Below are 14,428 nucleotides of genomic sequence, written 5' to 3' on the forward strand. Positions count from 1 at the left end.
CCCCCTCCTTGCGGCAGCGGAACGCTACGGCGAACCGGCGGGAGGCGCCGGGGTCGGGGCGGGCGATCGCCGCGATCATGCTGCTTCACGGATCTGTTCCTTGGCTTCGTCCGACGTGGCGAGGCCCGTTGCGCGGAGCAGAAAAGCGGCCGCCGCTTCGGCTTTTGCGGCGGCCGTCATGATGGCGCGGGAATCCTTGCGCAGCACCGCGAGCCACGAGCCGATATATGCTGCATGATCGTCGATATGGGCGGTCGGGAGGCCAAGATCCGCGCCGAGCAGGGCGGACGTCATCTCGGCGCAAAGCTCTTCGAAAGCATAGGCGTTGTCGCCGAATTTCCTGCCGAACTCCCGGTTGAGCCGGTCAGGATGGCCGGTCCAATGCCCTGCCTCATGCGCCAACGTCGAAGCGAAATACGCGCGGGTGGAAAACAACGCGACGGGCGGCATCGTGATGCTATCGGCCACGCGGTCGTAAAAAGCCCGATCGCCGCTCTGGTGAACCTTCGCCGGAAGGGCATCGAGAAAGCGCTCCGCGCGATCCGGCAACTCGTCGTCAGGGGCGACCACGTTGACCGGGCATGGATAAAACTTCTCCGGCAGCCCCTCGATCTGATCGGCATTGAAGACGGCATAGGATCGCAGCACCCGGCGCATTTCGTCGGTGGTGTCCCCGGTAACGGGCGATTCCACGATCTTGCTGTACGATTTGTAGAAGATGGCGATCTGCGACCGCTCGCCTTCGCGCACCTGACCGCCCAGCGCCTGCGACTGCTTGTAGGTCATCCAGGTGCGCGAATGGTAGCCCGCCCCTTCGGCGCAGAGCCACAGCCAGAAGCAATTGATGCCCTTGTACGGGTCGCCGGTCGCGCGAAGTGGACGGCCGCCAAGGCCAGGTCGCCACGGCTTCACCCAAGGGCGCACGCCGGATTCGAGTTTGTCGATGATCGCGTTTGTGATGGTGTCGGCGGGCGACGGTTTATCGGTGGTCTTTGCCACAGCAATTTCTCCTGATCTGGTAGAGGCGAGCCCGGAGCAGCGCCCTCCCCTCTGAGAGGCCGCCGTCGGGGCACAAAAGGAGGGGCGGCACTCCGCGAAGAGTGCCGCCCCCAGTCGCCTCGAACTGTGCAAGCGGGCGTCAGGCCGCCTCGCTCAAATCCTCCTGACCGTCGTGCGTCGCATCATCAGGGTCGGACTCCTCGTCACCATCATCGCCGGGATCGACGTCATCGCCCTCGTCGATGAAGGTCGAGCGCAGCGCGATGGTCTCTGGCGTTTCGATGGCATCGAAGCGCATCGCATCCGGCAGCCAAGCCGCCGCCTTTTCGCGGACCTCGGCCTCGACGATCCCCTGCCCGTTGCAGAGCGAGGCGCAGGTCGCGGCAAGGTCGCCCTTCTTGGCGTCCTTGTAGCGCCCGCGCAGGATCGGCCCGCCAATGTCCTCGAGCGCGTCGAGCATGACGTCCTTTTTGACGCGGCCGAAGAAATTCTCGGCCGTGGGGCGCCACCAATGCTCGACCTGGATGTCGAGCGCGCGGCCAAGATGGTCGTGGAATCCGTTTGACCGTCCGCCCTCGGCAACATTCAGGCTCGGCTCCAGCGTGCGAGCGATCGAGAAGGCCACCCAATTGCCGCGGGCCTCGTCGTCGAGCGCGCGGAAGGCGTCGAACCGTTCGGTCATGGTCTTGTGACCGGCCCAGCTCGTATCGAGACGCTGGCGCTGGTCCTCGATGGTCTGCGACGCCATCGACCCTTCGTCACGGAAGCCGAAGATCGGGAATTGCGCCCCGCTGGACTTGAGCGTCGAGTGATTGCGGACGTAGTTCTGCTCGAAGACGACATTCTGCGCCATCAGGAAGATGGTCAGGTCCAGCGCCAGCGCCGGATCACTGGCGATGTGCGCGACGAGGATCTGCCGGCGCTGGGTCGCCAGCTCGTCAATCAGCGTAGCGCTGAGTTTGGGTCCATGATCGATGTCGCCAGCGCCGTCGTCACCATTGCCACCGCCCGTCACCTTGGGCGGAGCATTCGGATCGACAACGGGCTTCTCGCTGAACATGCGGGTGTGAACGCGGGCTTCGCCATCACCGCCGATGTAGACAAACGTCCCGATCTGCGCCCGGACCGCTGGATCGATCTCGCGACGGGATTCCTCGATGCTTTCAAGCTCCCGTTCGATTTCGTCGAGACGATCGTTCGCGGCCTCGGCTTCCGCCGTCCCATCGGTCAGTTCGCCTTCAAGCTGGTCGACGAGTTGGTCATTCTCGGCAGAAAGCGCTTCGACGCGCGCGCTTTCCGCTTCGCTAAGCGGCCGCGCGGGCGCGTGAAACTCATGAAGCTGACGCTCGAGATCGTAGGGAACGTGGGTGGCCGCAATCGGCGTCACGAATGCGAGGCCCTCGGCCTGCGCGAGTTCGGCGGCGGCCGCCTCCAGCTTTTTGCCGGCAAGATCTTCAAGAAGATCGACGTCGATCCAGTTCTCGTCCCCCTCGGCGGCAAAGAGATCACCCTCGATGCGGCCGCCTGCGGCGACATAGGCATCGCGACCGATGAACCGCGCCTTGGCATCGTTCGCCTTAATCGTCCCGTTGAGGATCGCACGCCGGATGTTGTCGGGCTGATCGCCATAATAGGAGGTACTCATCTGTGCGAACACGCGAGCCTGACGATCGATGTCGCTCGTCACGGCATAGGCCTGGGCGACCCCCAGGGTGATTTCGCCGGCGGCGAGAGCCTGGAACACGCTTGGTGCAAGCTCGGCAAGCCGCACCCGCTGCTCGACGAAGCGGGTGGTGACGCCCTGTCGCTTGGCAACGTCCTCGGCGGTCATCCCCTTCTGGATGAGGAAGTTGAACGCGGTGCTTTCATCCGCCGGGTTCATCGGAACGCGCTGGAAATTCTCGGTGAGGCTCGCCTCGACCGAGTTGTCGTCGTCGGTAAGGACGAGGACGGGCACGACATGGTCGACCCGCAGAATGCCCTGCTCGATCAGGCTCTGGAGTGCGCGCAGCCGGCGCCCGCCCGCCTTGACGGTGAAATGGCCCGCTTTCTTGAGCGGGGTAACGATGAGGTTCTGCAACAAGCCTTGCGTTGCGATGCTGGCGGCTAGGGCGTCGATACCGGCGTCACGGCTCGATTTGCGGACATTGTCCTTCGACAGCGAGAGGTTCTTGACCTTCACGGACTGGATCATCTTTCGTCTCCATCTGGAACTGGCGCGCCGCCTCGACGGTCACGCGAGCCTGCTCATCAGGCCCACAAAGCCGAAGGCCCCCTCCCCTCTCCTGCGCTGGGCGCGGAGAGAGGACCTCGATCGTCAGGCGGCGATGCGCTCGATGACGGCAGCGGCATTCGCGACGGGAACGAACATCCGCGTCCTGTGCTGGATGATGTCGGTAAAACAGCCGGCCGCCTTGAGTTCGGCAAGCCGCGTGTGCGGCCAATCGAGCAGTTCGAGGCGCTGCTGCCCGGCGACCAGGCTGCGCTTGAGCCGGTAGGCTCCGACGGACGATATCTCGCCGGTCGTCATCACATGCTTTGCGGTATCGTCGCCTGACACGGTGATGGCGGCGTTGATCCCGAAGGCGTCCGCGAGCTTCGATACCAGTGGTGCTGGAACGATCCGGCCGAGGAAAGACTGACCGTCATCGGTGTTCAGGCGCCAGACCTGAACATGATCGTCGGGCAAGCGATCCCAGACCGGCAGGAGCAGGCCCGCGACCAGATAGAGCGTGCTGGTGCGGGTCTTGTCCCGCATCTCCTCTACCTCGGCCTGCCATAGCGTCGAAAATTCCTCCTCGCTCGTCTCTTCCCACTTCGTTTCGAGTAGCAAATCCTGCCGCATCCGCTCGGAACGGGTCGGCCGAACCAGTTCGTAGCGGCGGACGATCTCTCCATCGTCATCGGTAAGCGAATAGGTGCTGCACCGGATCGCGGCCCTGCCGGACTTGCGATTCACGATCGGGCGCGCGTCATCGCCCAGGATACGCAACGCACGGTCGAGCGGGATCGGCTTGTAGCGCTCTTCCGTTTCGAGGCGCAGAATCTCCGTTTCTGCGCCGCTGGTCTGGTCGCGCCGGATTACCGTGCGATCGAGGATGGTGATGCGTTCGGCATTGATGCTCTCGACGCCAAGATCGAGCGTGCCAGCGTCGCGCGCCGCTTCGATCCGGGCCTCAATCAGGCCGAGATATTCATCGAAGATCGCATTCTGCAGCGCGATGCGCAGCGCGAGAATGCGATTAAGCCAGCGCTGGATGGGCGGCAACTCCTCCTTCAGCCCGCCGCCTTCGCCCTCGAGCTCAAGTCCGGTCAGCGTCTGGAATTCGCCAAGCGTGGTCGAGCGCAGTTTACCGTCGGCAAGCAGGCGGAACCATGTTTCGAGGGATTCCTTGGCATAGTCACTTTCAAGATTGTCACGCGGGTCGAACAGACCCTGGCCACCCGTCTGGCGCTGACCCCGTGTCAGGGCGCCAAGGCTGTCGAGGCGGCGGGCGATGGTCGAGATGAAACGCCGCTCGCCGCGGCAGTCAGTCGATACCGGACGGAACAGCGGCGCGGATGCCTGATGCGTGCGGTGCGTGCGACCGAGACCCTGGATGGCCGCGTCAGCGCGCCAACCGGGCTCGAGCAGATAGTGGTTGCGGCGCGACTGGTTCTCGGCGGTGAGACTCGCGTGATAGCTGCGCCCGGTGCCGCCTGCATCGGAAAAGATCAGGATCTTCTTCTCGTTCCGCATGAAGGCGTCGGTCTCGGCAAGGTTTGCTCGCTGCGAACGGCTCTCGATACGCTGGCGACCGTGCGCGTCGATGACGATGCGTCGGCTGCGTCCCGTCACCTCGGCGACCGCATCGGTCCCAAAGTGCCCGATGATATGATCAAGGGCGGACCCCACGATCGGCAGGGAGCAGAACCGCTCGACGAGATTGTCGCGCATCTCGAGCGCTTCCTGGCTGAAGATGGGACGCCCATCCTCGTCGGACATAGGCTCGGAGCGCGTCTTGCCGGTGTCGTCAACGAAGGTCTTCATCTGTCGGACGGGAAAGGCGGCCGTCAGATAGGACATGACGAACTCTTTGGGTGAAAGCTCTATATCCAGATTCGCCCGGTCCTCGGCATTCAGCGCGGCCAGTGCCCGGTTGAGCATCGCCTCGGACGTCGAGACGAGCTGGATCACGACGCTCTCGCGCCGGGCCAGATCCGCATTGATCGCCGGGATCAGCGAGGGCAGCTTCATGCCGATCAGGATTTGGCCGAAGAACCGCTGTTTGGTGGATTCGAAGATCGACAGCGCAGCGGCCTTCGCGCCGCTGTTGTAGGTGTCGTTGGAGAAACTGTCCGTCACCCGGGTGGCATCGAGCGCGGTGCGCACATTGGCGTGGATGATCGCCCACGCATCGGCATAGGCGTCATAGACCTCGACCTGATCGGGCGTCAGGCGATGTTCGAGGATGTCATATTCGACACCGGCGAAACTGAGCGCCCTGGCGACATAGAGGCCCTGCATCTTCAGGTCACGGGCGATCAATTCCATCGCCGCGATCCCGCCACGCCGCAAACTGTCGACGAATGCGCGGCGATCGGCGAAGGCGGTGGTCGGACCCCACAGGCCAAGCCGGGTGGCATAAGCGAGATTGTTGACGTCCGACGCGCCGGTTGCCGACACGTAAAGGACGCGGGCACGGGGCAGCAGGTTTTGCAAGCGCACGCCGGCGATGCCTTGATCGGAGCCGTCCTTGGTGCCGAAACGGCCTTCGCCGCCGGCGACACCCGCCATTTCGTGCGCCTCGTCGAACACCATCATGCCGTCAAAATCGTCACCGACCCAGTCGAGGATCTGCTGAAGGCGAGTGCCCTTGTCCCCCCGGTTGGAGCGGAGCGTCGCATAAGTGAGGAAGAGCACACCCTCGGCCGCGCCTACGGCCGAGCCCAGCTTCCACTGATTGAGATGCTGGATGTCGAGCGCGAGACCGCCGACCGCGGTCCAGTCGCGACGTGCATCCTCCAGCAGCGTCTCGGTCTTGGATATCCAGATGTGCTTGCGGCGCCCGCGTAGCCACTGGTCGAGGATGATGGCGGCAACCTGACGGCCCTTGCCGGCACCCGTGCCGTCGCCAAGGAAGAATCCGGTCCGATAAGGGCGACCGTCCTGGTCCGGCGCGAGCGACAATCCTTCCTCGGACGCCTTGAACAGACCGGAGATGTCGCGCTCGAAAGCGTCACCGGCGTAGATCAGCGTTTCGAGCTGAGCATCGGACAGCACCCGGTTGTCGACTACACCGGCCGGCAGCTTCGGAACGTAAGATGGCCGCGGTGCCGTAATCGAGCCCATGGCGATCGATTCCACCAGAGCGGTCGGATGCGGGGATGCACAGGGAATAGCGATGCGGCTCGGCCTGTACGGCAAGTAAACACCGACCGCCTCGCCAGTAGGTACGGGTTCAGCAAAGACGGTGTAGCCGATATCAAGCGCGCTGAGGGATTGGGCGGCCGTCGCGATCGGGGCCGAAAGCCGGGGTCTGCTCGAGAGACCGCCGAGCAGGGATGCGCGCGCACGGGTTGGTGCAAGGCGCGCTGGGGAGAGTCTCGGGGTTTCCGTGAAGCTGGCCGCGGAAGCGCTGATCGTCGCGAGCGCTTCGGGGAGTGAGTTGCACCGAACGATTGCGACGTCATCCTGAAAAGCTTTTTTCAGAACGATGAGCTTCACGGTCTGGCTGGTGCCATGTTTGGCATAGGCATTGGCGGGCAGTTCGACGTGGAGCGTGATCGCACAGCCCTCAGTCGCCTTCGCCCAGGCGCGGCTCGATGTATCCACGCGATCGGGAAGGATAGCGGCGCAGCGCCCCCCGGCATCAAGCCGTTTCAGGGCGGCGCGCAAGTGGCGGAACGCGGCAAGCGGGTCGGCATGCCGACCGATGCTGCGAGAAAAGGGCGGGTTGATGAGCACGGCGGTCGGGCGGATCGACAGCGGCAGCAGATCGTCGATGAGTTCGCCATCGTGGCGACTGACAGGTGCGGTGGGGAATGCTGCCTGGAGCATGTCAGCGCGCGCCGGATCGATCTCGTTGAGGACAAGCTTGGCGCCAGCGCGCGCGGCGAAAACGGCGAGGAGCCCGGTGCCGGCGGAGGGCTCCAGAACGGTATCGGCTGTGGTAATGCGAACGGCGAGCGCGGCAAGATAGGCAATCGCGGCCGGTGTCGAAAATTGCTGGAGCGCGATCTGTTCTTCGCTGCGCACAGTATGCGTCGGGAGGGATGCGGTGAGCGCCGTCAGGGCCGCCAGGCACTCGGCGGGCTCTTGCGGCAGGTCGAGCTTGGCAAGGTGCAGGACCTGGGCCAGCTCCAGCACATCATAGGCGTCGCGGAGTGACCAGTGCCCGTCAGCAGCGGTTGAACCATAGGAACTTTCCATCGCCCGGAGCAGGCCAGGCCGGTCCATGCCGTCGCCTTTGCGCAGCAGGGCACAGACCGCGTTCGCGGCGGTAACGGATGGTTCGATGAAATCGAGTTCGAGAGCAGCGGCTGAGGTGTGCATTGAAGGCCTCCATCGTATCGTCCGGTGCCCATCACCGGATCAATAAGCCGGAGGCCTCCTCTCCTCTCTTCAGTGGGGGTGTGTCTGGATCACGGTGCGAGGAACGGCATTGCGGGCAAGCCGATCGCGCAGAGCATCGTTCCAATCGTCATGCTCGGATGGGAGCCACTCCTCGACCCTTCGCCCGTTGCCGCTGAGGTGCACCCCTGCCCTCTTCAGGCAGATCTTCGCCGCCTTGTTCCGCTGACCAAACACGATGACGCGCTTCACATGGGACGGTATGCCGACGTGAGCATAGCGCTCGGCACCAAGCACAGCCCAAACCGGCAATTGGAACCAGTCGATGGCGGACAGGGCATCTTCGATCCCTTCGGCGATGCCCAGAACGTCATCCGGCTCACCAAACCGCACGCTGCCCGAGCCGAGCAGGCCCAGCGCCAGCTTGGGTTTGTGGAAGGGCCGCCGCAAAATGTTTGTGGGATCGAGGAAAGTCCGGTGGACCGCGACCAGGCCAAGCTCATTTCTCACCGCTGCGATCATTGCGGGAAGGCTGCGCCGATCCTTCCCCTTCCCTATGATCGTTTGCGGATTGAAGCGAAGGTCGGGCGTTGCCGCATAAAGACCCCGAGCATGAAGATAGGCTTCAGCTGGTGTGCCGGCGATGGGGATGCTGTGCTGCCATAATGACCTGGCCAAACCACTCAGATCGCGTGACGGCGCGCGCGGTTCGACATGGACCGGCTCTCGATCGTGCAAACCCTGACGATCGAGAGCCTTGAGGATATCGGTCGATGTGCATCCCGCGAAGCATTTGAACAGGATCGCCTTGGTGCCGAGGCGGACCGAAAGACTGGGGGAGTGATCGTCATGGGCGGGGCAACGGCACTCTCCGCGCGATCCAGACCAGCGTCCGCCCAGGCTCTCGACGATCTGCTTGGCGCGAACCGCCGCGTCGATGGTGGCTGGCATAAGCGAAACTCCTATCGAAAATTTAGGTTCGCTCCGCGCATGCCCCCTCCCCTCTTGCCCGATCAGCGCGGCCTCCTACGACCTATGCCGCTTTTGCCGCGAGCACGCCGAACTCTTCGACAATCCGGTCGGTCGTGTAGTGGGTTGTCCCGTCGCGCTCGTAGGAGGTGTCACGGAGCCGTCCGGCGATCCGCACAAGATCGCCAACCTGGGCCTTCTCATCGATATATTTCCGCTGGCCGTCGCTGAAAATGACGACGCGGTTCCAGTAGCTATCCTCGATCCACTGGTCGCCTTCTGCGCGGCGGCGATAGTTCGCGCAAACCGAGATGTTCGTGACCTTGGGCTTGGCGTCGATCTCACCGATCCGTCCGATGATCTCGAATTTGGCAAAATTGATCATGCGACCTCCTCACTGCGTCTGCCCAGCGGCGACGAGCGGTGATTCAGCTGCGGTCGGATCGCCGGGGATCTCGTCGCTGGCGGATCTGCCAAGGATCGAGACCGGCATGCTATCGTGGAACACTGGTCTGGCGGTATCCCCCCAGCTAGGGGGAAACTGGTTATGCTATCCGACCTAGAGGGTCAGCGAATCGCCTGCTTGTTCTTTTAGAATCAAACTAAAACAACGCCGCTGCTCGCAGCGGAAGGATTCATGATTCTAAGTGATTCAGATTCGGTGCCGAAAAGACATGCAATTTCAATGATCTGCCGCGTTTGCCCTGACCGCGCGGGGGATTTTGCCTGACCTTGCGGGGGCGTCATCCTGACCGGTCGGGGGTAGATAGCTGACCTATTGGGGCTATCCTGACCGATTGGGGGCAATGGCTTTTGGCGGCACCGCGCTCGGGAATAATGTCATTCTGCCGCGTTTATCGAGCATCAGCGAGCCGAAAACGAAGAGAACGCGAATTGCATTGCGACTCGGCAGGATCCCAGTGCTTTTGCGGGACTGCCATACGGCTCTAACCTGACCGGATGGGGGCGACAGAAAGTGTTGCTGCCTGTCCTGACTTGACGAGAGAGGACAGGTCAGGCAGCAACTAGGCGAATCTGCCAATATGCGTTCGGCCTATATGACATGGAACATGCGGAAAATCTAAGCGCCGATGCAGCGCAAGAGGCGCAAGCCGATTCGGCGCCGGGCCGTGCCATGCGAGTCGCGGCGGCTTTGCAAGCGAAAGGTGGCGAGGAGTTTGCCAAGCCCGGCAGCATCGTTGAGATCAAATTCGTGAAAGGCCAGTCGCTCAGCCTGACGGCGTCCCGATTGCTCGCGTTGATGATTCTGACCGCAGGCGGCGATGCCTGGCAAGATCGGCCGCATCGCATGCGCAAGGCCGATATTCGCCGCGGTCATAAGGGTAATGAACGTATCTCCGACATGTTGGAGGAACTTCACCGGACCTTGTTTGCGATCGACGACCGGTCCTGGCGAGGCAAGAAAGCTACGCTGCGTTTTTCGCTAATCTCGTCGTCTCGCGAAGAGGCGGAAGATACAGACGGCGCGGATGCGGGTTGGATCGAATGGGAGTTTACGCCTGATGCGCGCAAGCTCATCCAGGAATCCGAAAGCTATGCCGTTCTTAATAGGCAGGCGGTGCTGGGCTTCCGATCGAGCTATGCGCTCAAACTCTATGAGATTGGATCGCTGCGGCTCCATCGTCGCCAGTCGACTTGGAAGGGCGATATGGCAGCGCTGCGTGCTGCGCTGGGCATATCGCCCGACGTGTATAAGGATTTCGCGCAACTCCGTCGCAAGGTGCTCGAAAAGGCAAAAGCTGAGATTGATCAGCTGGCTCACTTCCGAGTTGAGTGGAGGGAGATACGGCAAGGCCGAACGGTGACCGAGATCGAGTTCCGTTTCGAACCGAAGGATGCGCCAGCGCAGATCGCGACCGTCGATGAGATTGAGCGGCACTCGACGGGACGCAAGGCGCGCCGGGAAGGGGCTGTGGAAGCGGTCGCCGACACGGTGGAAGTGGGATCGGTCGTCAAGGCTGCCATCAGCGCGCTTATCGCGCCGGAGAAAAGTTCGGAGATCGTCTTTCCGCAAGGAACGATCCGGTTCAACGCGGAAGGCTTGGCCGCGATTGCCCGCACGCATGGGGGCGGATGGGACATCGATCTCATCGCCGACGCTTATCGCCAGCAGATGGGAGACCGTCTGGCGAAGCTCAAAGGCGCAAAGCTGACAAGTTCTTGGACGGGTTTTTGTGAGAGTTTCGTTGCTCGAAGGGGTCGTCCATGAGCGAAATTGCACCGGTGCAATTTTCCGTCGCCCCCACCGAGTCAGGATAGACCCTTGGATAAGCGGCGATGGGCGATAATTTAAGCGATATGCCGACCATGATGCGCCGCGACTTTCGAAATTCCGCTTCTATTTGACGGAAAAGCGCAAGTAGCGCTACAGTGCCCCGAGTTTCGCAAAGGGGCGCCCTGTGGCAGCATCACTAGACATCGACGACACCCACGATCTTCTATCGGTGGCCACGCTTGCCCAGCGAACGTCCTCGGTGCTTGAGCGGCTTCGCGATTCGGCGCGCAGCGCGCGGGCGGATGATCGTCGTGAGCCCACTTTCCCAATCGGAAAGGCGGCAGACCTGGTCGGGCGGACGCCTGCAGCGATCCGCGACGCGGAAAAGGACGGGCGACTTCCGCCGCCGCCGCGAACCGAGAATAATCGCAGAGTGGGTTATACGCTCGCGCAGCTCAATGATATGCGGGGCCTGTTCGGCACGAGACCTTGGCGGGCAGCAGACGACCCGTGCTGTGTCGTTGCTGTCCAGAACTTCAAGGGAGGTGTCGGCAAATCAACGCTGTCGGTGCATCTCGCCCAGTATCTCGCCATCCAGGGCTATCGGGTCGCGTTGATCGACTGCGATAGCCAAGCCTCCGCAACGACGCTGTTCGGCTATGTGCCGGATCTCGACCTGGCCGAGGACGACACGCTCTATCCGTTTCTCCGCCAGGAGGAAATGACCTCGCTCGACTATGCCCTGCGCAAAACGCATTTCGACGGCCTTGAACTAATCCCTGCCAATTTGCGGCTATTCCAGTCGGAATATGAGATCGCCGCCCGGATGGCGCGCGGGCAGGGGGGGCTTATCGATCGCCTCTCTCAAGGCATCTCTAGCATTGCTGATCGTTTCGATGTCATCGTCCTTGATCCGCCCCCAGCCCTTGGCGCCATATCCTTGTCGGTTTTGCGCGCGGCGAATGCTCTTGTTGTTCCGGTGCCTCCAACCGTCATGGACTTTTCTTCGACCGCGGCGTTTCTGGCGATGCTTGATGAGACCATCGAGACGCTGGCCGAACGCGGCTTTGCGCCGTCTCTCAAATTCCTGCGCTTTGTTGCCTCGAAGGTCGACGAGAACAAGTCGATGCAGAAGGAACTGCTCAATCTGATGCGGACGTTGTTCGGTCACGCCATGGTGCGTACGCCGCTTAAGGATTCTGCTGAGATCGACAATGCGACGGCTCGTCTGATGACGGTTTATGAACTCGACGGCCCCGTCACAAGCAGTGCGGTGCGCAACCGCTGCCTCACTTATCTCGATGGCGTCAACGCTGAGCTGGAATTGGATATTCGCGCCATGTGGCCCAGCCATTTAGGCCGTTTGCGAAAGGAAGGTTTGGCATGAAAAGCAAAAATTGCACCGGTGCAATTCCCGGTAGAGGGGCGGCATTATGAGCAGAAAGAATGCGAGTTTCGCGGCTGACTTAGCAGCCGGAATAAATCTGCCTGAAGATGGTGCGCCCGCCCCGCGTCGTCCCGGCCTTGGTTCGAATGTACTGACTGGGAGAGAGAACCGCTTGGCCGAATTGGCAGCGGGATCGGTTGTTAGCCGCACGCATGAACTGGTCGATCCCGCTCGATGCAGAATGTGGGCGGGACACAACCGGGAATATGCGCTCCTCAACGAGGAGCGATGCGCCGATCTCATCGAGAGCATAAAGGCGCAGGGACGCCAGGAAATGCCGGCAATTGTGCGGCGTGTGCGTGGCGAACCAGACTATGATTTTGAGGTGATCTGCGGTGCGCGGCGTCATTGGTCGATTAGCTGGCTGCGTAGCCATAATTACCCCGACTTCCGGTTCTTGGTTGACATCCGCGAACTGTCAGATGAAGAAGCATTCCGCATCGCGGATATCGAGAACAGGGCGCGCGAAGACCTTAGCGACCTGGAGCGGGCACGCGACTATCTCCGTGCGCTTGATGCCTATTATGAGGGCCGGCAGAAGGTCATGGCCGAGCGGATCAATGTCACAGAAAGCTGGCTGAGCCGCTATCTTGATCTCGCCCGCCTTCCGGTGGAATTGATGGTCGCTTTTCCCAATCCGCAGGATTTGCGGATCAAGCATGTCACAGCGATCAAGCCCTTGCTGAAACCCGATGATCGTCGCCAACGCGTATTTGCTGAAGCGGCCGCGCTCAGCGCTCGATCGGGAGGGGAGGGCGCTCCCGTTGCTGTGCCCGACATCGTCCGTGCATTGGCGCTGGCGGCCGACCCCCCCAAAAGGTCAGGATCCCCCAAGAAGTCAGGAATGGCGCAGGTTGTATCGAGCGAGACCGGGAAAGCCGTGCTTCGCATCGAGGGCACTGATCGCAAGGGAATTCGCCTGACACTTCTCAACAGGGGTGGGGCCTCTCGTGAGGATGCCGAGAAAGCTATTCGCGAGGTGCTTGACGCCCACTGGGCCTGAAGTGGGCCGACGCAAGAACGGGAGGCGTGACATCGAGCGGTCACGCCCCGCTGCAACTCAATCAGTGGTGGTGAGCCGAGACATCGATACCGAGGCCAGCTAGCATCGAATCGAGTTCGGCCATTTCACGATCAAACTCTGCGAGCGCGGGTATAAAATCTGGGAGCGCCTGGGGCGGGGCAGGGGGCCGCCCTACCGGACGGACACCAAACCCGAAGGCGATAGCCAGATCGCGCGTCATATAGGTCCGCCAGGCCTGACGACCGCTCACCTCCACCAGAAGGTCCAGCTCTGCCGCGCGAGAAAGCAGCTTGCCGGCACCAGAGATCGTCACGTCCAATCGCCGGGCGAGCATCCGAGGACTAACGACGGGAACAAACTGGACAAGGCTGAGCAGCTCGAGGAGCTTGCCAGGACGGTGCGCGCCATGGAGGGCGGCGGCGGCCCGTAAGCGGTCTTCCTCGAGCGCCTGGAGCCTCACCAGCCCCTCTTCCGCCCGATCGGTGAGCGACCGGAGGTTGCGCAGGACGATGGCCTGCGTATCGCGCGGCGAGAGGCGAAGCGCTTTGTCGCCAATCGTCAGGCACGGCAGCACAGCCTGGGTGATCTGCATCGATCGCAGGAGCGCGGGGACGGCAAGCCACGGCGTGATCGTGCGGTCTGCGCGGGCGCGCCGGGCCGTAATCTCAAGCGCGCGGAGGAGAGCTGGCCGCTGGCTCCAATCTTCTGGAACGTCCGTTGAAATCGCGCGCTCGTCTCGCCAATAACGGGATTCGCGCTGGGCCAATTGCCGCTGCCAAATCGGCAGCGCATCACGATCGTCCAGATGGGTCGGCATCGGCCGGCGACCGGGCAGATTGACGGCGCATTCCCGGCCGAAAATATCAATTTCGTCAATCTCGGCGCCCTGCACCCGCAGCGCCGTGGTATAGCCGGTCCAGGTGGCGCGTCGCTGCCACGGGGCGGCGGCAGGACTGGCAGAAACACGGGCATCAAGGCGGCCTATTGCCGCTGCTGCCCGTTCCAGACGGGCGACCAGCCGGGAAGTCCAGATTGGCTCTGAGAGGTCTGGGATGGTAATGGGCATGGCATAAACATATCCCCAAAGTAGCCCTAGCGTCTATCATGCTGTTACTCCTTAAATATAGACATGCGATAATTGCAGTTATCGCATAAGCGTAATTGACCCTGCTTTATAAGGCCCAGTCGGCCCCAAGCTGC

9 protein-coding genes are annotated in these 14,428 nt (G+C 62.2%); 3 read left to right on the plus strand and 6 right to left on the minus strand.

What is annotated here, in order from left to right:
• Positions 1–75: 75 nt before the first annotated feature.
• The 5 genes from V473_RS19540 to V473_RS19560 all read right to left on the minus strand — a co-directional run bounded on the left by V473_RS19540 (position 76) and on the right by V473_RS19560 (position 8,906).
• Entirely contained in the window at positions 76–999 is a 924-nt protein-coding gene (locus V473_RS19540; RefSeq protein WP_066609010.1) for an ArdC family protein, read from the minus strand.
• 139 nt (positions 1,000–1,138) lie between these two features.
• Positions 1,139–3,193 (minus strand): ParB/RepB/Spo0J family partition protein, encoded by a 2,055-nt coding sequence (locus V473_RS19545; RefSeq protein WP_066609011.1) that lies wholly within the window; start codon positions 3,191–3,193, stop codon positions 1,139–1,141.
• 123 nt (positions 3,194–3,316) lie between these two features.
• Positions 3,317–7,534: a strawberry notch-like NTP hydrolase domain-containing protein gene (locus tag V473_RS19550; RefSeq protein WP_066609012.1), complete on the minus strand. Its 4,218-nt coding sequence runs from the start codon at positions 7,532–7,534 to the stop codon at positions 3,317–3,319.
• Positions 7,535–7,603: 69 nt separating this feature from the next.
• Positions 7,604–8,503 (minus strand): DUF7146 domain-containing protein, encoded by a 900-nt coding sequence (locus tag V473_RS19555; RefSeq protein ID WP_066609013.1) that lies wholly within the window; start codon positions 8,501–8,503, stop codon positions 7,604–7,606.
• 82 nt (positions 8,504–8,585) lie between these two features.
• On the minus strand, positions 8,586–8,906 hold the full coding sequence (locus tag V473_RS19560) for a single-stranded DNA-binding protein (RefSeq protein WP_066609015.1): 321 nt from the start codon (positions 8,904–8,906) through the stop codon (positions 8,586–8,588).
• A 750-nt stretch (positions 8,907–9,656) separates the two neighbouring features.
• Between V473_RS19560 and V473_RS19565 the strand changes: the two genes are divergently transcribed.
• The 3 genes from V473_RS19565 to V473_RS19575 all read left to right on the plus strand — a co-directional run bounded on the left by V473_RS19565 (position 9,657) and on the right by V473_RS19575 (position 13,207).
• Positions 9,657–10,751, plus strand: a complete 1,095-nt coding sequence (locus V473_RS19565) for a replication initiation protein (protein WP_066609071.1) — start codon at positions 9,657–9,659, stop codon at positions 10,749–10,751.
• Between the two features lie 190 nt (positions 10,752–10,941).
• Entirely contained in the window at positions 10,942–12,144 is a 1,203-nt protein-coding gene (locus tag V473_RS19570) for an AAA family ATPase (protein WP_066609017.1), read from the plus strand.
• 46 nt (positions 12,145–12,190) lie between these two features.
• Positions 12,191–13,207: a ParB/RepB/Spo0J family partition protein gene (locus V473_RS19575; protein WP_066609019.1), complete on the plus strand. Its 1,017-nt coding sequence runs from the start codon at positions 12,191–12,193 to the stop codon at positions 13,205–13,207.
• Between the two features lie 61 nt (positions 13,208–13,268).
• Here V473_RS19575 and V473_RS19580 read toward each other — a convergent pair whose 3' ends face one another.
• A complete protein-coding gene (locus V473_RS19580) occupies positions 13,269–14,294 on the minus strand; it encodes a hypothetical protein (protein ID WP_066609020.1) in 1,026 nt (341 codons plus the stop codon).
• Positions 14,295–14,428 lie beyond the last annotated feature (134 nt).

Origin of the sequence: Sphingobium cupriresistens LL01, from assembly GCF_001046645.1 — a bacterium.
Lineage (GTDB): Bacteria > Pseudomonadota > Alphaproteobacteria > Sphingomonadales > Sphingomonadaceae > Sphingobium > Sphingobium cupriresistens.